At 56.0% G+C, this 18,955-nt stretch carries 17 protein-coding genes; 11 read left to right on the top strand and 6 right to left on the bottom strand.

Translation table 11 applies throughout. From position 1 onward, the window contains the following. Nucleotides 1-108: 108 nt before the first annotated feature. The gene (locus GA0071314_RS11560; RefSeq protein WP_074396785.1) at nt 109-1,302 is read left to right on the top strand and encodes an ATP phosphoribosyltransferase regulatory subunit; all 1,194 of its coding nucleotides are present in this window, start codon (nt 109-111) and stop codon (nt 1,300-1,302) included. Beyond that, entirely contained in the window at nt 1,302-2,597 is a 1,296-nt protein-coding gene (locus tag GA0071314_RS11555; RefSeq protein ID WP_074396784.1) for an adenylosuccinate synthase, read from the top strand. The genes GA0071314_RS11560 and GA0071314_RS11555 overlap by 1 nt, the downstream gene beginning before the upstream one ends. A gap of 82 nt (nt 2,598-2,679) precedes the next feature. Here GA0071314_RS11555 and cobO read toward each other — a convergent pair whose 3' ends face one another. After that, nucleotides 2,680-3,279: a cob(I)yrinic acid a,c-diamide adenosyltransferase gene (cobO, locus tag GA0071314_RS11550; RefSeq protein WP_074396783.1), complete on the bottom strand. Its 600-nt coding sequence runs from the start codon at nt 3,277-3,279 to the stop codon at nt 2,680-2,682. A gap of 202 nt (nt 3,280-3,481) precedes the next feature. Here cobO and GA0071314_RS11545 point away from each other — a divergent pair, with 202 nt between their 5' ends. The 4 genes from GA0071314_RS11545 to GA0071314_RS11530 all read left to right on the top strand — a co-directional run bounded on the left by GA0071314_RS11545 (nt 3,482) and on the right by GA0071314_RS11530 (nt 8,445). Continuing rightward, nucleotides 3,482-3,967 carry a YajQ family cyclic di-GMP-binding protein gene (locus GA0071314_RS11545; RefSeq protein ID WP_074396782.1) on the top strand — a complete coding sequence of 162 codons (486 nt, stop codon included), beginning with the start codon at nt 3,482-3,484 and terminating at the stop codon, nt 3,965-3,967. A gap of 65 nt (nt 3,968-4,032) precedes the next feature. After that, nucleotides 4,033-6,663: an aminopeptidase N gene (gene pepN, locus GA0071314_RS11540; RefSeq protein WP_074396781.1), complete on the top strand. Its 2,631-nt coding sequence runs from the start codon at nt 4,033-4,035 to the stop codon at nt 6,661-6,663. 35 nt (nt 6,664-6,698) lie between these two features. After that, complete coding sequence (gene yegS, locus GA0071314_RS11535; protein WP_074396780.1) at nt 6,699-7,658, top strand: lipid kinase YegS; 960 nt, start codon at nt 6,699-6,701, stop codon at nt 7,656-7,658. A 70-nt stretch (nt 7,659-7,728) separates the two neighbouring features. After that, nucleotides 7,729-8,445 carry a hypothetical protein gene (locus tag GA0071314_RS11530; protein WP_074396779.1) on the top strand — a complete coding sequence of 239 codons (717 nt, stop codon included), beginning with the start codon at nt 7,729-7,731 and terminating at the stop codon, nt 8,443-8,445. 71 nt (nt 8,446-8,516) lie between these two features. On the opposite strand, the gene GA0071314_RS11525 is transcribed toward GA0071314_RS11530, so the two are convergent. Further along, nucleotides 8,517-8,720, bottom strand: coding sequence for a cold-shock protein (locus GA0071314_RS11525; protein WP_027335354.1), 204 nt, complete (start codon nt 8,718-8,720; stop codon nt 8,517-8,519). A 133-nt stretch (nt 8,721-8,853) separates the two neighbouring features. Here GA0071314_RS11525 and GA0071314_RS11520 point away from each other — a divergent pair, with 133 nt between their 5' ends. Further along, complete coding sequence (locus tag GA0071314_RS11520; RefSeq protein WP_074396778.1) at nt 8,854-9,510, top strand: LysE family translocator; 657 nt, start codon at nt 8,854-8,856, stop codon at nt 9,508-9,510. A gap of 57 nt (nt 9,511-9,567) precedes the next feature. Here the strand turns inward: GA0071314_RS11520 and GA0071314_RS11515 are convergent, their stop codons facing one another. After that, nucleotides 9,568-11,502 carry a transglycosylase SLT domain-containing protein gene (locus GA0071314_RS11515; RefSeq protein WP_074396777.1) on the bottom strand — a complete coding sequence of 645 codons (1,935 nt, stop codon included), beginning with the start codon at nt 11,500-11,502 and terminating at the stop codon, nt 9,568-9,570. A 97-nt stretch (nt 11,503-11,599) separates the two neighbouring features. Here GA0071314_RS11515 and GA0071314_RS11510 point away from each other — a divergent pair, with 97 nt between their 5' ends. The 4 genes from GA0071314_RS11510 to sixA all read left to right on the top strand — a co-directional run bounded on the left by GA0071314_RS11510 (nt 11,600) and on the right by sixA (nt 15,610). Further along, complete coding sequence (locus GA0071314_RS11510; protein ID WP_074396776.1) at nt 11,600-11,947, top strand: YkvA family protein; 348 nt, start codon at nt 11,600-11,602, stop codon at nt 11,945-11,947. 99 nt (nt 11,948-12,046) lie between these two features. Further along, on the top strand, nt 12,047-13,951 hold the full coding sequence (gene htpG / locus GA0071314_RS11505; protein ID WP_074396775.1) for a molecular chaperone HtpG: 1,905 nt from the start codon (nt 12,047-12,049) through the stop codon (nt 13,949-13,951). A gap of 104 nt (nt 13,952-14,055) precedes the next feature. Further along, nucleotides 14,056-15,123, top strand: coding sequence for an NAD(P)H-dependent glycerol-3-phosphate dehydrogenase (locus GA0071314_RS11500; protein ID WP_074396774.1), 1,068 nt, complete (start codon nt 14,056-14,058; stop codon nt 15,121-15,123). Next, entirely contained in the window at nt 15,116-15,610 is a 495-nt protein-coding gene (gene sixA / locus GA0071314_RS11495; protein WP_074396773.1) for a phosphohistidine phosphatase SixA, read from the top strand. The genes GA0071314_RS11500 and sixA overlap by 8 nt, the downstream gene beginning before the upstream one ends. A 50-nt stretch (nt 15,611-15,660) precedes the next feature. On the opposite strand, the gene gatB is transcribed toward sixA, so the two are convergent. The 3 genes from gatB to gatC form a co-directional block, all read right to left on the bottom strand. Further along, entirely contained in the window at nt 15,661-17,115 is a 1,455-nt protein-coding gene (gatB, locus tag GA0071314_RS11490) for an Asp-tRNA(Asn)/Glu-tRNA(Gln) amidotransferase subunit GatB (RefSeq protein WP_074396772.1), read from the bottom strand. Further along, nucleotides 17,115-18,575: an Asp-tRNA(Asn)/Glu-tRNA(Gln) amidotransferase subunit GatA gene (gene gatA, locus GA0071314_RS11485; RefSeq protein ID WP_074396771.1), complete on the bottom strand. Its 1,461-nt coding sequence runs from the start codon at nt 18,573-18,575 to the stop codon at nt 17,115-17,117. The genes gatB and gatA overlap by 1 nt, the downstream gene beginning before the upstream one ends. Before the next feature lie 67 nt (nt 18,576-18,642). Then, a complete protein-coding gene (gene gatC / locus GA0071314_RS11480; protein WP_074396770.1) occupies nt 18,643-18,930 on the bottom strand; it encodes an Asp-tRNA(Asn)/Glu-tRNA(Gln) amidotransferase subunit GatC in 288 nt (95 codons plus the stop codon). Nucleotides 18,931-18,955: the final 25 nt, after the last annotated feature.

Genomic DNA, 18,955 nt, shown 5'->3' with positions numbered 1-18,955 from the left:
TCAACCCGTCACAAAACGTGATAGACTTTATTAACCGGGCGTCGCCCGGTTTTTTTGTGGCCCTACGTCATTGGGCCTTCATTATTGTCGTCTCGCAGGATTGTTCACATGACCATCGCTGACCGCTGGCTATTGCCCGACGGCATGGACGAAGTGCTGCCGCCTCAGGCAAGCCGTATGGAAGAGCTACGCCGCACGTTGCTGGATCTATACCACTGCTGGGGCTATGACCAAGTCATGCCGCCCCCGGCAGAGTTTCTGGACTCTCTGCTTACCGGAACGGGAACCGATCTTGACCTTCAAACCTTCAAGTTGACCGATCAGTTGACGGGGCGGATGATGGGCGTATCAGCGGATGTTACGCCACAGGTAGCACGCATGGATGCCCATTCGCTCAAGCGCAAGGGGCCGGTGCGACTGTGCTATTGCACCAACGTCCTGCGCGCTAAAGCCGACCAGCACCAGGGTGGACGGAGCCCGGTCCAGGTGGGTGTTGAGCTGTTTGGTCATGCCGGACTGGATGCCGATAAAGAGATTATCCATCTGGCATTGTCGAGCCTGCAGGCAGCGGGTGCGAAAGAAACCCATTTGGCGCTAGGGCATATCGGCATTTACCGAAGCCTAGTGGAAGCCGCTGACTTAAATGCTGAGCAAGAAGCGCTGCTATTTGACGCCTTGGCGCTTAAGTCTCCGGGGCTATTGGCCGAGCAAGTTAGTGCCAGCGTAAACGATCCCGCGATCGCCGAGATGCTGCTAGCCCTTGGTGATTTGCATGGTGATGCTGAGATTTTGCTTCACGCCCGAGAGCGCTTGGCCGGTGCGCCCGCATCAGTGGTGGCGGCATTGGACCAACTCGACGCCCTCTATCAAGGTGTGTTGGCACAGTTTGACGTATCGCTGTATTTTGATCTGGCAGAGTTACGCGGCTATCAATACCACACGGGGATGATGTTCGCGGCTTATGTGCCAGGTTATGGTCATGCGCTGACGAAAGGCGGGCGCTATGATGATACCGGGCGCGCCTTTGGTCGTGCGCGTCCAGCTACCGGCTTTTCGATGGACTTGAAGCAATTGGCTTCTCTGGACATTGCTACATCGGAAAGAGGTGCCATTTGGGCGCCCGCCGAGCAGGCCGCGTCGCTTGATGCTGCCATCGTCGCACTGCGTGCGCAGGGCGAGCGGGTAATTCAGGCGCTGCCAGGGCAGCGCACGGGACCGGCGGAACACGATTGTGACCGCCGTCTTGAGTTTATCGACGGTCGTTGGCAGCCAACGGCCCTGACACAAGAGACGAGTGCATAATGGGTAAGAATGTCGTAGTCCTGGGAACCCAGTGGGGCGATGAAGGCAAGGGCAAAATTGTTGACTTGCTGACCGAATCAGCAGCGGCGGTGGTGCGTTTTCAGGGCGGCCATAACGCCGGTCATACGCTGGTCATTGACGGTGAAAAAACCGTGCTTCACCTCATTCCTTCTGGCGTGTTGCGGCCTGATAAGACCTGTATCATCGGCAATGGCGTCGTGCTTTCACCGGAAGCGCTGATCAAAGAGATTCGTGAGCTTGAGGAAAAGGGCGTGCCGGTGCGAGAACGGCTACGTTTATCGCCCGCCTGCCCGTTGATTTTGCCGTATCACGTTCGCCTGGACCAAGCGCGTGAAAAAGCTCGCGGAATTGCCAAAATTGGCACGACAGGCCGGGGCATTGGCCCCGCCTATGAAGATAAAGTTGCCCGCCGTGGCTTACGGTTAGGCGATATGCTTCACCGCGAACGCTTTGCCTCTAAGCTGGGCGAAGTGCTCGACTACCACAATTTCGTCCTGGTTAATTACCACGGCGAGCCAGCCGTTGACTTCCAGGAAGTGCTCGATACCGCCATGCAGATGGCAGACGAGCTGCGCCCGATGGTTCGCGACACAGTGAGCATGGTGCATGACCTGCGCAAAGCCGGGGAAAATATCCTCTTTGAGGGGGCCCAAGGCTCTTTGTTGGATATCGACCATGGCACCTACCCGTTCGTGACCAGCTCAAATACCACTGCTGGCGGAACGGCGACGGGTTCCGGTGTCGGGCCTTTATATCTCGATTATGTGTTAGGGATCACCAAAGCTTACACCACCCGTGTAGGCTCAGGCCCGTTTCCCACCGAGCTATTTGACGACCATGGGCGCCATCTGGCGGAAAAAGGCCATGAGTTCGGTGCGACTACCGGCCGCCCGCGCCGTTGTGGCTGGTTCGATGCTGTAGCGCTGCGCCATGCGGTGCAAATTAACTCAGTGTCGGGTATCTGTCTGACCAAGCTTGATGTCCTCGACGGCCTGGAAAACATTCGCGTCTGTGTGGGCTATCGCAGCAAGGACGGCGACGTACTTGATACCCCTGTCGATTCAGAAGGCTACGAAGCCATCGAACCGCTTTATGAGGATTTGCCGGGCTGGAAAGAGTCGACGCTGGGTGTTAAAAAAGTCGAAGACCTGCCTGCCAATGCGCGCGCCTACATTAGTTTCCTGGAGGAACAAGTCGGCACCAGCATCGACATTATTTCCACCGGCCCTGACCGTGTCGAAACTATCGTGCTGCGTAATCCGTTCGACGGGTAAGCAAGGTATCGACAGCACAGGTGTTGTGGTAAGGCGAACAAAGGGGCGACAGGGTCGCCCCTTTTTTATTTTCTAGTAGCGGTTAAAAGTCGATGCCCCGACGCGCTTGAATGCCGTTGTTAAAGGCATGGCGTACCTCCTGCATCTCGGTCACCGTGTCCGCCATGGCGACAAGTTCACGGTGAGCGTTGCGCCCGGTGATAATGACGGTTTGTTCACGCGGCCGATTATCCAGTGCTTGCTTGACCGTGGCGATATCTAGATAGCCAAACTTAAGCATGTAAGTGATCTCATCGAGCACCACTAGGTAGGTGTCTGGGTCGGCGAGCATTTTCTCTGCGTCTTGCCAAACGGCGTGGCATGCCTCGGTGTCTGCTTCACGGTTTTGTGTCTCCCAAGTGAAACCGGTGGCCATGATAGCAACGCTTAGGTTGGGGTCTTCCTCCAAGCGGTTGCGTTCGCCGCATTCCCACAATCCTTTGATAAATTGTACAACGCCAACTTTGTAGCCATAGCCAAGGGCGCGGGTCACAGTGCCCCAGGCAGCGGTCGTTTTACCCTTGCCATTGCCGGTGTTAATTAGCAGTAAGCCGCGCTGCTCGGTAGCCTCTGCCACTTTCTCATCGACACGCGCCTTGAGTTTTTCCATTGAGGCTTTGTGGCGTGTATTGCGGTCAGTCATGCGATTTCCTCGGTGTCGAATATGGCGTTCCAGTTCGCCAGCCTAAGCGATTCAATTGCGCTTTAACATCAAGGCGCAGTCTCGTTTATTTAACGATAAGTTGGTGTTGATTCAATATTTTGGCTTTTTCAGCGAACAGAATTGGCCGGTAGGGGGCTGGCTGCTCTAGAATAGTGGGTCATGTCTTGTCAGGAATTTGCCTATGCCTTCATTTGATATTGTGTCCGAGTTTGATCAGCACGAAGCATCGAACGCCGTCGACCAAGCCAACCGCGAAGTCCAATCACGCTTTGATTTCAAAGGGGTAGATGCGTCTTTCACGCTTGAGAAAGACACTGTGCAACTCGAAGCCGAGGTCGATTTTCAACTCAAACAGATGCTGGATGTGCTGCGTAACCGCTTAATTGCTCGAGGTATTGATGCACGCTGCATGGATGCCCAAGAGCCCGTTCTATCCGGTGTTAAAGCCCGCCAGGAAGTGGCGCTCAAGCAAGGGTTGGATCAAAGCGAGGCGAAGGACGTCGTGAAGCGTATCAAGGCCAGTAAGCTAAAAGTTCAAGCGCAGATTCAAGGCGAAAAAGTGCGTGTCACGGGTAAAAAGCGTGACGACTTACAAAGCGTTATGGCGTTATTGCGCAGTGAAGAAGGGCCCGACCTGCCCCTGCAATTCGATAATTTCCGCGATTGACCCGACGCCTTAACCGCCTCTTTGCGCCGACAATAACAGCACCGACCATAAAGGAGTTTCGCATCATGTCTGATCCGCAGCCGGTTTATTTAAGCGATTACCAGCCTCCCGCCTACCGGGTGACCCATACCGAGCTGACGTTTGATCTTGACCCCGCCGCAACTCGAGTTAAAGCACGATTACAGATTGAGCGCCAGGCTAGCGTCGATGCTGCCACGCCACTCCAACTGGATGGCGAGCAGCTTACCCTTCAGGCGTTGTCAATTGACGGTACCCCGCTGGCCAGTAGCGATTATCAGTTAACCGAAGCGGGGCTGCGGATTGATCGGGTGCCAGCGCGCTTCACGCTGGAAAGCGATGTGGAACTCTCGCCTAAGGACAATACCGCTTTGGAAGGCCTCTATCAGTCCAATGGCATGTTTTGCACCCAGTGCGAAGCCGAGGGGTTTCGTCGCATCACCTTTTATCCTGATCGCCCGGATGTGATGTCGACCTTTAAAGTGACCGTTATCGGCGATCGCCAGCGCGAACCCATTCTGCTTGCCAACGGCAACCCGGTTGAACAAGGCGATCTCCAAGATGGCCGCCACTTTGCAACCTGGGAAGATCCTCATCCTAAACCCTGTTACCTGTTTGCTTTGGTCGCCGGGGATTTACAGAAGGTAGAAGATCGCTTCACCACCCAGTCCGGTCGCGAAGTGACGCTTCAGCTTTGGGTGGAAGAAGAGAATCTAGCCAAAACCGACCATGCCATGGGCTCGCTCAAGCGGGCCATGGCATGGGATGAGCAGGCTTACGGGCGCGAATATGACCTGGATCTGTTCATGATCGTGGCGGTTAACGACTTCAATATGGGGGCGATGGAAAATAAAGGCCTCAATATTTTTAACTCGGCGGCCGTTTTGGCCCATCCCGATACCGCTACCGACGCGGCCTTTCAGACTGTCGAAGGCATCGTTGCCCACGAGTATTTCCATAACTGGTCGGGCAACCGCGTGACTTGCCGCGACTGGTTTCAGCTCTCTTTGAAAGAGGGCTTTACGGTGTTTCGTGATCAATGTTTTTCCGCCGAGACCAACTCAGCCCCGGTGAAGCGGATTCAAGATGTGTCGTTTTTCCGTACGGCACAGTTTGCCGAGGATGCAGGCCCGACGGCCCACCCGGTTCGTCCCGATCATTACATTGAAATCACTAATTTCTATACCCTGACGATTTATGAAAAGGGCGCTGAAATCGTCCGGATGTTGCGCAACCTGGTCGGCTGGGAAGCTTTCCGGCAGGGAGCTGATCGTTACTTCGAACGCTTTGACGGGCAAGCCGTCACCATTGAAGATTTTGTCAGTTGCATGGAGAAGGCCTCGGGGCTTGATCTCAGTCAGTTTATGCGTTGGTACTCCCAGGCGGGTACGCCGGAGATTGATGCTCACGGTGAGTATGATTACACCCACGGTGAATACCATTTGACGCTACGCCAACGAACTCCCGCGACACCTGGTCAAGTGGACAAATCGCCGTTGCACATTCCCGTTGCCATGGGCTTGGTAGGCACTAAGTCTGGCCAAGAGTTGACGCTCTCTTTGGAGGGAGAAAAGCTCGGTAAAGAGACGGTAATACATCTCCGCGATGACGAGCAGACCTTCGTGTTTACCGATGTTGCAGAAGCGCCGGTGCCTTCGCTACTGCGTAACTTCTCCGCGCCAGTGAAGTTGTATTTCCCGTATTCGCGTGAAGACCTTGCTTTTCTGTTGACCCATGATAGCGACGGATTTAATCGCTGGGATGCCGGGCAGCGGCTGGCCATGCTGGCACTTGACGATTTGATTGCCGCGCATCGTAACGGCGTGGAAAAGGTGATGGACAGCCGGGTTATTGAGGCCTTTCGCTCATTATTAGCCAATGCACCGGCGGACAAGGCGGTACTTGCTGAAATGCTCACGCTGCCTTCTGAGGCATACATCGCTGAGCAGCAGCCGATTGTCGACGTTGATGCTATTCATGCGGCGCGAGAATTCGTCCGGCAATCACTGGCGATGGCGCTGCGCGATGAATTCAAGGCCACCTTTGAGGCTAATATTTCGAGTGAGCCCTACGCCCCCACGCCTGAGCAAATTGCCCAGCGTAGCCTGAAGAACGTAGCGCTCAGCTACCTAATGTCGATTGAAGACGAGCAGGGCGTGGCGCTATGTGAGGGTCAGTTTGCGGCAAACCACAACATGACCGATGTGCGTCACGCCTTGACGCTGCTGGTTCACAGCGATCGCGACGATCTATCGTCGCCGGCGCTCAAAACCTTCGGTGAGAAGTGGGCTCACGACCCATTAGTGATGGACCAATGGTTTACCATTCAGGTTTCGCGTCCTCAGTCGGATGTACTCGACCGGGTGAAGTACTTGATGGCGCACCCTGCCTTCTCGCTGAAAAACCCCAACCGCGTGCGGGCCCTAATTGGTGCCTTTGCCCAAAACCGGGTCAATTTCCACCGTTTGGATGGACAAGGGTATGCGCTGTTGGCCGATGTGGTGATTGAGCTGAACCGCCTGAACCCTGAAATAGCGTCGCGTTTGATCACCCCGTTGACTCGTTGGCAGCGATTCGATGAAACACGACAGGGCTTGATGCGGTCACAGCTTGAACGCATCCAACGTGAACCCCTCTCGAGTAATGTGTACGAGGTGGTGGAAAAGGCGCTGGCATGACGAACCCGATGGAGAGATAACGAAAGGAAATCTCAGTGACAACAACACAGCAGCGTTTTTTACTCATTGTTAATGGTAAATCTGCCGGTAATACGGCGCTACGTGAAGCAGTGGCTGAGCAGCGAAAGGCAGGGATGCCGATCAGTGTTCGGGTAACATGGGAAGCAGGTGACGCAGCACATTTCGCCGAAGTGGCAGTCGACATGGGGATGACCCATGTCGTTGCCTGCGGCGGGGATGGTACCGTCAATGAGGTAATAAACGGGCTGATGCGCCTAGATAAGGCGCAACGGCCCGTGTTGGGTGTTGTGCCTCTGGGTAGTGCAAATGACTTTGCCACCTCGGTCGGCTTGCCGTTGGAGCCGAAAGAAGCACTCTCAGCGGCGTGGTCGCTGTCCGATTACCCTATTGATGTCGTCAAGCTGTGTGCCGAGGGCGACACTACGTCGGAGACTAGCTATTACGTCAATATGATGACCGGTGGCTTTGGCGCTGAAATTACCTCGTCGACCCCTAAAATGCTCAAGCGCATGCTAGGTGGGGGGGCCTATTCCTTAATGGGAGCCGTCAAGGCATGGCGGCATCGTTGCTATCGTGGCACGCTACACTGGCGCGACCAAGAAGAATCGGCATCGCTGCTATTGCTGGCGATTGGCAACGGCCGACAGTCAGGGGGAGGTCAGGTATTAGCCCCAAAGGCTAAATTAGATGATGGGCTGCTGGATGTTCTTGTGGTGAAAGACTTCCTCACCGCGACGGCGTTGCCCGATTTAGTCAGCGAACTGCAGGATTTTCCGAGGGAGGGACGCTTTGTACGCTATTTGTCGGTAAATGAGTTGAGCGTCTCGACGTTACCCGAAGATCCGCCCTGGCCGCTCACGCTCGACGGTGAAGCGCGCCACTATAGACGCTTTCGCGCCGAAGTCGTGCCGTTGGCGGTACGGGTGATACTGCCCGATAATTGTCCGCTACTGACGTCGGTCGTAGAGGTCTGAAACCGATAATCCCTATCATTGACCGATTGTATAGAGGCGATGAGGAGTACACATTGAGGAGACAAAATTAATGGCTAACCGCGTTTGGCTACCCGTGCTAGCAGCTATCATGCTGGTGATCAGTGGCTGTGGCGATAGCGACGAAACGTCGAACGGCAACCAGGAGGAATCCGCTTCGTCCACAAATGACGTAGAGTCAGAGGCCACTAATGCTGAAGCCGCTAGCGAAGAGGAAGACGAAGCGGCGGCTTCCGATACCGACGGCAGTGCAGAAGATAGTGACGCAGTTGAATCGCGCCAAGCGGAAGAGGAATTGGAGAGAGCAGAGGCTTTAGAAGGTGAGCAGGCCGAGGAAGAAGCCGCCACGACACAAACCGAAGACGTTGAAGCCGATGAAGATACTTTGGCCGCTGATCCTGAAGAGGTGTTAGACGAAGGTGGTGCAATGCCGGGCGAGGCGACCCGCTCTGATGTTGACGATATGATTGCCGAAACCGAACGCCGCTTTGAAGAGGCTCAGCAGCGCCTTGAAGAGCAGTTTCAAGAAGTAGAGCAGCAAGAGCCGGTAGCTGGAGAGGCACTCAGTGAAGAAGAAGCGGACGAGCGCTGGGAGTTTGAAAGTAGCCTGCCTGAATCGGCGCGTAATGAAGAGGAAACCAGTAGCAGCGACGTTGAGGAGCTGATTGAAGATACTGAACGTCGTTTTGAAGAGGCCGAGGAACGCCTGAATGACCAATTCGAATCAATTGAACAGGAGCGTCCTGAAAGCCTTGATCAGGAGGAGTAAGTCATCTGAGAAGAGAGCGCGAAGGGAACAAAAAAGGCCCGCATCAATGCGGGCCTTATGCATTAGCGCCATTAGGCTAAGCGAATGTTGGAAGCCTGAAGGCCTTTTTTACCCTGTGTCACCTCAAAGCTGACTTTTTGACCATCTTGCAGGCTCTTAAAACCTTCAGCTTGAATTTCGGAGAAGTGGGCAAACAAATCGTCACCGCCGTCATCAGGAGAGATGAAGCCGTAACCTTTGGTATCGTTGAACCACTTGACAGTGCCAGTTGCCATTATCCATTTCCTTAACGAGCTTAATAATCAAACGGGACGCTATTGCGTGCCCGCAAAAATCACTTTAGATGTAAAAAAAGCTGTCGTCCAGTATCAATATGACGAATCATTTTCACTGTATGAGTGCGTTGTTATGACTCCTTTTAGTCTTATTGACGGGCAGTTCGTGCCGTTTGTGATTGCCATTACCCTGCTGTCGATTACCCCGGGCGTCGATACGCTATTGGTAATACGCAACACAGCTCGGGGTGGCTTTCGTGATGGGGTGGCTACCAGTATGGCCATCTGCAGCGGGCTGTTTGTGCATGCCACCATCTCAGCAATGGGGATTTCGCTGATTTTGCTGCAATCGGCCTGGGCGTTTCATGCATTGAAGTTGGTTGGGGCGGGTTATTTGATTTGGCTGGGGGTTGGCAGCTTACTGGCCGCTAGGCGTGGTCAAACACTGCCGGTGAAAGGGATGATGACCAAGAGCGACGCTGTGCCGCTTTGGCAACCGCTTAAAGAGGGGTTTCTGTCTAATGTACTTAACCCCAAAACAGTGGTGTTTTATATGGCGTTTTTGCCGCAGTTCATTGCCCCAAGCGACCCCGCGCTGGTCAAATCGTTATGGTTGGCGGGCGTACATTTCGTAATTGCCAACCTCTGGCAAATAAGCGTAGTGCTAATGGTTGGCAGCGCCGGAAAATGGCTGGCCAGCGCGCGGTTTGCTCAGACGCTAAATGCCATGACCGGTGCTGTATTAGTGGTGCTGGGAATTCGGCTTGCGCTCTCGCAGCGGCCAGTCTAGTGCGTACATAGAGGCTCAGGGCACCGAATAAATCCTAAAAATAGAGTGCTGTATGTATCAATCTCGCAGCACCAACGCACGGTTGTAACGCACCTGCTTTTCGCCATCTCTAAGCAGCGATACGCCATCACTTGAGCCGTTTGCAAGGCTCTCAAAAATGGCGCGATAGCTCAGCACGGCCTGCACATAGTCCCGCGTTTCACGGTAGGGAATACGCTCAACAAAAAGGTCAAAAGCCTCAATGCTGTAGTCCCCTAGCCAGCGATCCACTCGCCCAGGGCCTGCGTTGTAGGCGGCGGTAGCGGCTAATCGGTTGCCCTGGTAGCGCTGCAATTTGTCGCGCAAATAAGTGCTGCCTAAGCGAATATTAAGCTCTGGATCTAGCACGCCATAGGCGCCAGGGTCTTCAAGCCCAATTTGGCGGCTTACCTGAGAGGCAGTACCTGGCATCAGTTGCATTAGCCCGCGGGCACCGGCAGGAGACAGCGCATTGGGGTTATAGGCACTTTCACGACGGGTAATGGCCATTAGTAAATAGGGGTCAACCCCGCTGAGACGTCCCCAGTGGATGAATTCGTCATGATAGGCCTGGGGGAAGCGCCACTCCAGGGCGTCCCATAAGCCTGCTGCAATAGTGGTTTGAACCAGTCGAGCATGCCAGCCTTGTTCGGCGGCAAAATCGGCTAACGCCCGGGCTTCTTCAGTGGACGCCTGCTGAACGACATGCAGCCATTCGCTATTAGCCAATCCATCTTCGCCAATGCGCATTAATGCTTGAGTGCGCTGCACCGCAGGCTGTTGTGCGATACGTTCCCGTGACGCGTCATCAAAATAGAAGCGTTCGTTATTCAGAGCCAGCGGCTGCCCCAAGCGCTCTGCAGCGGCAAAACCGTAAAAGCTACGCTGTGAAGCGGCTTGCTGGAAATGGCTTTCTGCAGCGGTCTGATCGCCTAGCTGTTCGCTGGCGCGGGCGAGCCAGTACTGCCATCGGGCATCCTTTTGCTGCTCGGCCGGCATTTGGGTGATCCAGTGGCGCACCCCTTCCCACTGCTGTGCCTGGAGGGCACGGCGAACCCTCAGCCCAAAGGCGCGCTCGCTTTCCAGGTGTGGCAAAACGCTATCGACCCACGCCATTGAATTGGGCACCTCATGCACCAGCGCATAATACGCCAGTTCTTCTTCGATAAGACGCTGATCGCTAGGCAGGAGGCTTAATCGCTCAGCCAGAGAGCGCCATACGGAGAGGGCCTGTGAGGTGTCCTCATGGATGAGACGCTGCATAGCCGCTTGGTAAAAGCTGGCTGTAGCAGCGCATTCTGGCCCTAAGCAGGTGGGGGCTTCACGCAGTTTCTGTGGATCGCTATCTATTGTTTCATAAGTATCAATGGCGGTTTGCCAAGCGCCGCTTAGCTGATTGCCCAGATAGTCAGCCAGGCGGCTGTTACCCGCCTGCCAGGCGAGCATCTGGCGTTCCCAGATCGCTTCGTCATCGATAGTGCCATTAGCCCTCAAGCGTTTAAACAATGGGTCACAGGCGTTGGGCTGGGATTGACCCGTGTGCCACAGGCGTAAGCCAGCTTCCGCTGTTTGTTGAGGAGCGCTATCAAGATGTGCCGTGTGGTAGTGACATTGCCGGGCGGCCCCGGTGGGCTCGCCATTGCTCACCGCACGCACATCGCTGTATTGTTTGGCTTCCCCGTATTGGTCGATAGCTTGACCTCGCATCCAGTCGCTGAGTGGTGAATCGCTGTGCGTGTCGATATAGCGATTGACCGTCTCCGGCGATAGCTCGGGTAGCTGGTCGCGTAGCCGATGATAGGTGACATAGCCGCTTAACGGATGATCCTCAATGGCGGACATGTTAATGCGATTCCATTGTTTGTCACGTGCGGCCTCAAGTGCGTCGCGTAACGCACTGTCGCTAGCAGCCCAAGATATCGTCGGCAAGCAGGCGATAAAAGCGATTGATAATACGCGGGCGGTGCGGGGCATGATGCATCCTCAATAAGGCGTTCGGTCACCTGGGTATAATGAACTATCCTAACGCGAAAGGTTCTGACAACCGAACGCCTGAGAGGATTCAATACTGATGGCTCCATTATCCACGTGGTGGTTGATGCGTCGACTTAAATCCCGTGCCTGGGCAATCAAACGCATTGTACGTGCCCTGAAATTGTTTCTGCCCATGACCCGCGATGTTATCAAGGGGCGTTTTCGTCCGGTGCCTTGGTCCGCTTTTGGGTTGATGGCGGCGGCGCTTTTTTATCTGGTACTGCCGTTTGATTTGATTCCCGATTTTCTTGTCTTGATTGGCGTGGTTGACGACGTTGTGATCGTCGGTTGGTTGCTTAACCGTATTGACCAGCGGCTTGCCGGCTATCGTGCCTGGAAATACCCCGAAAGTGAGTCCGCGCCTTCATCGCCTCCTACCGCTTGAAAAATCATCCCTCAGCCCCATATCTCGTTCACACCTGATTTTATGCCTTGTCGCTCTGGCAAGGCGCTTTACGCAACGAGATCAACGAGGGCTGAGCGCATGTCCAATACGAACCACGAAGAAACTCTTGGCTTTCAAACGGAAGTTAAGCAGCTGTTGAATCTGATGATTCACTCGCTGTACTCCAACCGTGAAATTTTCCTGCGCGAATTGATATCCAATGCCGCCGATGCCTGCGACAAGCTGCGCTATGCAGCCTTGGATAACGATGGCCTTTATGAAGGCGATAGCGAACTGCGGGTCGAAATCGAACACGATGCCGAAGCGGGCACGGTGACGCTGCGCGACAACGGAATTGGCATGAACCGTGACGATGTCATTTCCAATCTGGGGACTATCGCACGCAGTGGTACCTCTGAGTTCCTCAAACAGCTATCCGGTGAGCAGCAAAAAGACGCCAAGTTGATCGGTCAGTTCGGGGTGGGCTTCTACTCTAGCTTTATCGTCGCCGACGACGTCACGGTCCGCACGCGCAAAGCAGGCGACGAGACCAGCGCCGGTGTTGAATGGCGCTCGAAGGGTGAGGGCGAGTTTACCGTCGCCGATATCGAGCTTGAGCAGCATGGCACCGAGATTACGCTTCACCTGAAAGACGACGCCAAGGAATTTGCTGACGACTTCCGTTTGCAAAACCTGGTGCGCAAGTACTCGGATCATATCGAAGTGCCGGTGCGTATGCCCAAAACCGAAACGGCTAAGGACGATGACGGCAATCCCATCGAAGGCAGCGAAGTCACTACCTGGGAGACCGTTAACGAAGCCACAGCGCTGTGGGTACGCCCCAAGAGCGATATTTCGGATGACGAATACAAGGCGTTCTACAAGCATGTGGCCCACGACTTCAGCGATCCGCTCACCTGGAGCCACAACAAAGTAGAAGGCAAGCTTGAATACACTAGCCTGTTGTATGTGCCCGGTCGTGCACCGTTCGATCTGTTTGAGCGCGACGGTGCACGAGGCGTGAAGCTTTATGTCCAGCGTGTGTTTATCATGGATGACGCTGAGCAGTTCCTGCCGCTTTACCTGCGTTTTATCAAAGGGGTGCTGGATACCCGCGATCTTTCGCTCAACGTTTCCCGCGAGATTCTGCAGCAGGATCCCAAGGTCGACAAGATCAAAGGCGCATTGACCAAGCGGGCGTTGGATATGCTCAAGAAGCTTGCCAAAGACGGCGAGCAGTATCAGACCTTCTGGAACACCTTTGGTAGCGTGCTTAAAGAGGGGCCAGGTGAGGACTTCGCCAACCGTGAGAAAATCGCTGGCCTACTGCGCTTTGCCTCAACGCATACCGACACCGCCGCCCAGGAGCAATCGCTTGCCGACTATGTCGGTCGTATGAAAGAAGGCCAACAGAAAATCTACTACGTGGTGGCCGACAGCTTTAATGCCGCCAAGCACAGCCCGCACTTGGAAATCTTCCGTAAAAAGGGCATCGAGGTGCTGCTGCTTTCTGACCGCATTGACGAGTGGTTGATGAGCCACCTGACCGAGTTCGACGGTAAATCGTTCGCGGACGTGGCTAAAGGCGAGCTCGACCTTGGCGATGTGGAAGATGAAGCCGAGAAAAAAGAGCAGGAAGAAACCGCCAAGGCCAAGGAGTCGCTGGTCAAGCGAGTCAAGGAAGCTCTTGGCGAAGGCGTGCAGGACGTAAAAGTCACCCATCGTCTCACCGACTCGCCCGCCTGCGTGGTGCTTCCGGAGCACGAAATGGGTTATCAAATGCGCCGTATCATGGAGGCGGCAGGGCAGCCACTTCCTGAAGTGAAGCCGATTCTGGAGCTCAACCCTAGCCACTCGCTGGTGGCGCGGCTGGAAAACGCTGACGATAGCTTATTTGCTGACTTGGCCCACATCCTGCTGGATCAGGCGATTATCGCCGAAGGCGGTCATCTGGATGACCCCGCCGCCTATGTGAAGCGTCTCAACGGCGTATTGGCGGCATAACATACGCTCGCTAAGGTATAACGGCCCCTTGGGTATGTCCCAAGCGGGCCGTTTGTTTTTGTCGTACCCTTAACGTTTCGCTAATCAACTATCCAGGAATTCCAATGGCTGAGCAGCAGATTCATGTCGCCGTACTGGGCGGGGGTAGTTTTGGTACCGCCCTGGCCAGCATCGCTGCCGATAATGGCGCTCAGGTGCGCCAATGGATGCGTGACGAGACGCTGGTGGAGCAAATTAATCGGGAGCGCCGTAACGGTCGCTACCTGCCGAATTATCCCATTAACCCCGCTGTGCAGGCCTCTACCGATCTTGAAACGGTATTGCACGACGCTGAGCTGGTATTGATTGCCATTCCTTCAAAGGCCTTTCGCAGCGTTGTTCAGGCCGCCAAGCCTTGGTTGAAACCCGAGCAGATTCTGGTCAGTACGACGAAAGGTATTGAGCAGAAAGGCTTTTTATTGATGAGCCAAGTGCTTGAGCAGGAAACTGGGTTTACGCATATCGGGGTAATAGCCGGCCCCAATCTGGCATCGGAAATTGCCGATAAACAGTTGACCGCCACGGTGATTGCCAGTGCGGATGCGTTGACCCGCACACGGGTTCAGCAAGCGTTGGGCTGTCGCTATTTCCGCGTTTACGCAAGCAACGACCGCCACGGGGTAGAGCTCGGTGGAGCGCTGAAAAATATCTACGCCATTGCCGCGGGTATGGCGGCCGCGCTGGGCATGGGTGAAAACACCCGCAGCATGCTGATGACCCGGGCGTTGGCGGAAATGAGCCGCTTTGCCGTTGCCCAGGGAGCTAACCCCATGACGTTTTTAGGTCTTGCCGGGGTGGGGGATTTAATTGTCACCTGCTCGTCGGATCTGTCGCGTAACTATCGCGTGGGTTACGCCATTGGTGAGGGGCGCTCGTTGGATGAAGCCGTCGACGCCCTTGGGCAGGTCGCGGAAGGTGTTAATACTGTCAAACTCGTTTGCACCAAAGCGGCCGAGATTGGCGTCTATATGCCGCTGGCCGAAGGACTTTATCACGTGCTGTTTGATGGCGTGCCCGCCCAGGACATGGCGAAGACATTAATGATGGGCGAGCAAAGCAGCGACGTTGAGTTCATCTTGCCGCGTGAAGACGTTAAGCAGGCCCACCGTGAAACAGGGCGTTGGCATGAGTAATTCATCTACATATCGCCTTTGGGTCATGCGCCACGGCGAAGCGGGGCCCGGGCGCCCTGATGAGCAGCGGAGGCTGACACTGCAAGGCGAGCGTGAAGTGGAAAAAATGGCGGAGTGGCTGGCGGCGTATGTAGCGGCGCAGGCTGGGTCATCGCCGAGGCTGCTGGCTAGCCCCTATCGTCGTGCTCAACAGACAGCCACGCGGCTGGGCGAGGCCTTGTCGGTGCCGGTTGAAACCCTGCCGCTAATTACCCCGGACGATGCACCTGAAGCGGTCATTGAGTGGCTGCTTACGCAAACCGATAAGCAACTGATTCTGGTCAGCCATATGCCGCTGGTGGGAGAGCTTGCCGCAATGTTGGTGGAAGGTCACACGGCTCGCGGTATCGGTTTTCCCACCGCGGGGGTTGCCGAGTTGACCGCACCAGTATGGGCGTCAGGTTGTGCCCACTTGAAACGCTTTGTGCATCCCGGTCAGCTGAGGTAACAAAAAACGGCCGCAAGCGCGGCCGTTTTTTTATGATGAAAAACCTGGACCTAAAGTAGCGCGTCGAGCTTTTCCTTTAGCAAGCCGTTCACCTGCTGCGGGTTGGCCGTGCCTCGCGAAGCCTTCATCACCTGGCCCACAAAGTAGCCGATCATCTTGCCGCGCTTCTCGGGCTCAGCGTCGCGATACTGCGCGACCTGGGCGGGGTTATCGGCGATCACCTGGTCGATCATCGCTTCGATAGCGCCGCTGTCAGTCACCTGCTTCAGGCCCTTGGCCTCGATAACCGCATCGGCGCTGTCGCCCTCACCGTGCCACAGTGCCTGGAAGACCTGCTTGGCGGCTTTGCCGTTGATGGTGTCGTCGAGCACGCGCTTCACTAGTCCTCCTAGCTGTGCGGCCGAGACCGGGCTGTCGGTGATGTTTAAGCTTTCGCGGTTGAGCGCACCGGATAGCTCGCCCTGCACCCAGTTGGCTGCCTGTTTGGCGTCGCCACACACGCGATGGACTTCCTCGAAATATTCTGCCATGTCGCGGCTGGCGGAAAGCACCGCCGCATCGTAGGCCGATAAGCCCAGCGCGTGTTGGAAACGCTCGCGCTTGTCAGCGGGCAGCTCGGGCAGTTGGCCGCGCAAATGGTCCAGGTAGGCCTGGTCGAGTACCACCGGCAGCAAATCAGGGCAGGGGAAGTAACGGTAGTCGTTGGCTTCTTCCTTGGTGCGCATGCTGCGCGTCTCGTCGCGCTCAGGGTCGAATAGGCGCGTTTCCTGAATCACCTTGCCGCCGTCTTCAATCAGCTCAATCTGACGCTCAACTTCAAAGGCAATGGCGCGCTCCACAAAGCGGAAGGAGTTGACGTTTTTGATCTCGGCCCGGGTGCCAAAGGCTTCCTGGCCCTTGGGGCGTACCGAGACGTTAACGTCGCAGCGCATCGAGCCTTCGGCCATGTTGCCGTCGGAAATGCCCAGATAGGTAACAATTGAATGGATCGCTTTCAGGTAAGCGGCCGCTTCTTTGGCACTGCGCATATCCGGCTCGGAAACGATCTCCAGCAGTGGTGTCCCGGCACGGTTCAAGTCAATCCCGGTCATGCCGTGGAAATCTTCGTGCAGCGATTTACCCGCGTCTTCTTCCAGATGCGCATGGTGGATGCGAATCCGTTTGGTGGTGTCGTCGTCCAGGGTGATCTCCACCTCGCCGGGACCGACGATGGGGTGGTACATCTGGCTGGTTTGATAGCCCTTGGGCAAATCCGGATAAAAGTAGTTTTTGCGATCGAACACCGATACTTCAGCGATGTCGGCGTGCACCGCCAGACCAAACTGCACCGCCATGGCCACCGCCTGCTCGTTGAGCACTGGCAGCACGCCGGGTAGACCGAGGTCGACCGCGCAAGCCTGGCTGTTTGGCTCAGCGCCAAACGCCGTTGAGGCGCCGGAAAAAATCTTCGAGTGGGTGGCGAGCTGAACGTGGACTTCAAGCCCAATCACGGTTTCCCATTGCATTAGGCGCTCTCCTCGACAAAAGCAGGACGTTGTGTGTGCCAATCAGTGGCTTGCTGGAACTGGTGGGCGACATTCAACAGTTGGGCCTCGGCGAAGTGGGTGCCGAGAATTTGTAGGCCGATCGGGCGGCCCCCGGCGAAGCCGGCCGGTACGCTGATGCCGGGAATGCCCGCCAGGTTCACCGCGATGGTATAGATGTCCTGCAGGTACATCGACACCGGGTCCTTCTTGGCCCCCAGGTCGAAGGCCGGCGTCGGCGAGGCGGGGCCCATCAGTACATCGACGTCTTCAAAGGCGTCCAGGAAGTCCTGGCGAATCAGGCGGCGAACTTTCTGCGCTTTGGTGTAGTAAGCATCAAAGAAGCCTTCTGACAGCGTATGGGTACCGATCAGGATGCGGCGCTGGACTTCCTCGCCGAATCCTTCGGCCCGCGAACGCTTGTAAAGATCGATCAGGTCGCTTGGGTTCTCGCAGCGGTGGCCGAAGCGTACGCCGTCGAAACGCGACAGGTTGGAGGACGCTTCGGCAGGAGCGATTACGTAATAGGCGGGAATAGCGTAGTGGGTGTGCGGCAGGCTGACCTCGCGCACTGTGGCGCCCAATGACTCGTAGACGTTGACCGCTTCACGGACGGCTTTTTCGACCTCGGGGGCCAGGCCATCGCCGAAGTACTCCTTGGGCAGGCCGATTTTTAGCCCGGAAAGTGGCGCGTTGAGCGTTTCCGCGTAGTCGGGCACGCCACGGGCCACACTGGTGGAGTCGCGCACGTCGTGACCGGCCATGACGTTAAGCAGGTGCGCGCAGTCTTCGGCGCTGCGCGCCATGGGGCCCGCCTGATCAAGGCTTGAGGCGTAGGCGATCATTCCATAGCGCGAAACGCGGCCATAGGTGGGCTTGAGGCCGGTAATGCCGCAAAACGCGGCCGGTTGACGGATCGAACCGCCGGTATCGGTGCCCAGGGCTGCCGGGGTTAGCCCCGCGGCGACGGCGGCCGCGCTGCCCCCCGAGCTTCCGCCGGGCACAGCAGTGAGATCCCAGGGGTTCTTAACCGGCCCGTAGTAGCTGTTTTCATTGGATGAGCCCATGGCAAACTCATCCATGTTGGTCTTGCCGAGCGTGACAGTGCCCGCCGCCTTGAGCTTTTCCACCACTGTCGCATCGTAAGGCGCATTAAAGTTATCCAGCATCTTGGAGCCGCAGCTGGTTTTAACCCCCTGGGTGCAAAAAATATCTTTCAGTGCCAACGGCAGGCCTGTTAACAAGCTCGCCGCTCCCTTGGCACGCGCCTGGTCGGCGGCATCGGCTTGCTCAAGGGCTTGATCGGCAGTCACGGTAATAAAGCTGTTCAGCGTGGTGCCGTATTGCTGGATGCGTTGCAGGTAGTGCTCGGTTAGCTCGCGGCTAGACAGCTCACCGCTGTCTAACGAGTTGGCGAGTTGCGTCAGTGTCTTGTCGTGCATGACCTGAGGGCTCCGTTCGAAGCGAAAAATAAAGGTAAAAAAAGCCCGCTAATGCTCAGGCGATAAATTACTCAACCACGCGGGGCACCAAATAAAGGCCATTTTCCACCGCTGGCGCGCAGCGCTGGAAAGTGTCACGCTGATTGGATTCGGTGACTTCGTCGGCACGCAGGCGCTGGGTGGCATCGAGCGGGTGGGCCAGCGGCGCGACGCCTTCGGTATCGACGCCTTGTAGTTGGTCGACCATGTCCAAAATTCTGCTCAGGTCCTCTACGAAGCCGCTGGCTTGGTCATCGCTAACGGCGAGTCGGGCTAAGTGGGCGGCCCGGCGCACATGGGAGTCTTCAAGCGCCATGATCGGAAATTCCTCGCGAAGGTGA

Source organism: Halomonas sp. HL-93, assembly GCF_900086985.1.
Classification (GTDB): Bacteria; Pseudomonadota; Gammaproteobacteria; order Pseudomonadales; family Halomonadaceae; genus Vreelandella.
The sequence above is the reverse complement of the archived record's forward strand: the minus strand, read 5'-3'. Positions and strand labels throughout refer to the sequence as shown.

What these genes read in the sequence shown, in the direction of transcription:
- GA0071314_RS11560 (WP_074396785.1), top strand. Translation starts at nt 109, where the DNA reads ATGACCATCGCTGACCGCTGGCTATTGCCCGACGGCATGGACGAAGTG.
- GA0071314_RS11555 (WP_074396784.1), top strand. Translation starts at nt 1,302, where the DNA reads ATGGGTAAGAATGTCGTAGTCCTGGGAACCCAGTGGGGCGATGAAGGC.
- cobO (WP_074396783.1), bottom strand. Translation starts at nt 3,279, where the DNA reads ATGACTGACCGCAATACACGCCACAAAGCCTCAATGGAAAAACTCAAG.
- GA0071314_RS11545 (WP_074396782.1), top strand. Translation starts at nt 3,482, where the DNA reads ATGCCTTCATTTGATATTGTGTCCGAGTTTGATCAGCACGAAGCATCG.
- pepN (WP_074396781.1), top strand. Translation starts at nt 4,033, where the DNA reads ATGTCTGATCCGCAGCCGGTTTATTTAAGCGATTACCAGCCTCCCGCC.
- GA0071314_RS11530 (WP_074396779.1), top strand. Translation starts at nt 7,729, where the DNA reads ATGGCTAACCGCGTTTGGCTACCCGTGCTAGCAGCTATCATGCTGGTG.
- GA0071314_RS11525 (WP_027335354.1), bottom strand. Translation starts at nt 8,720, where the DNA reads ATGGCAACTGGCACTGTCAAGTGGTTCAACGATACCAAAGGTTACGGC.
- GA0071314_RS11520 (WP_074396778.1), top strand. Translation starts at nt 8,854, where the DNA reads ATGACTCCTTTTAGTCTTATTGACGGGCAGTTCGTGCCGTTTGTGATT.
- GA0071314_RS11515 (WP_074396777.1), bottom strand. Translation starts at nt 11,502, where the DNA reads ATGCCCCGCACCGCCCGCGTATTATCAATCGCTTTTATCGCCTGCTTG.
- GA0071314_RS11510 (WP_074396776.1), top strand. Translation starts at nt 11,600, where the DNA reads ATGGCTCCATTATCCACGTGGTGGTTGATGCGTCGACTTAAATCCCGT.
- htpG (WP_074396775.1), top strand. Translation starts at nt 12,047, where the DNA reads ATGTCCAATACGAACCACGAAGAAACTCTTGGCTTTCAAACGGAAGTT.
- GA0071314_RS11500 (WP_074396774.1), top strand. Translation starts at nt 14,056, where the DNA reads ATGGCTGAGCAGCAGATTCATGTCGCCGTACTGGGCGGGGGTAGTTTT.
- sixA (WP_074396773.1), top strand. Translation starts at nt 15,116, where the DNA reads ATGAGTAATTCATCTACATATCGCCTTTGGGTCATGCGCCACGGCGAA.
- gatB (WP_074396772.1), bottom strand. Translation starts at nt 17,115, where the DNA reads ATGCAATGGGAAACCGTGATTGGGCTTGAAGTCCACGTTCAGCTCGCC.
- gatA (WP_074396771.1), bottom strand. Translation starts at nt 18,575, where the DNA reads ATGCACGACAAGACACTGACGCAACTCGCCAACTCGTTAGACAGCGGT.
- gatC (WP_074396770.1), bottom strand. Translation starts at nt 18,930, where the DNA reads ATGGCGCTTGAAGACTCCCATGTGCGCCGGGCCGCCCACTTAGCCCGA.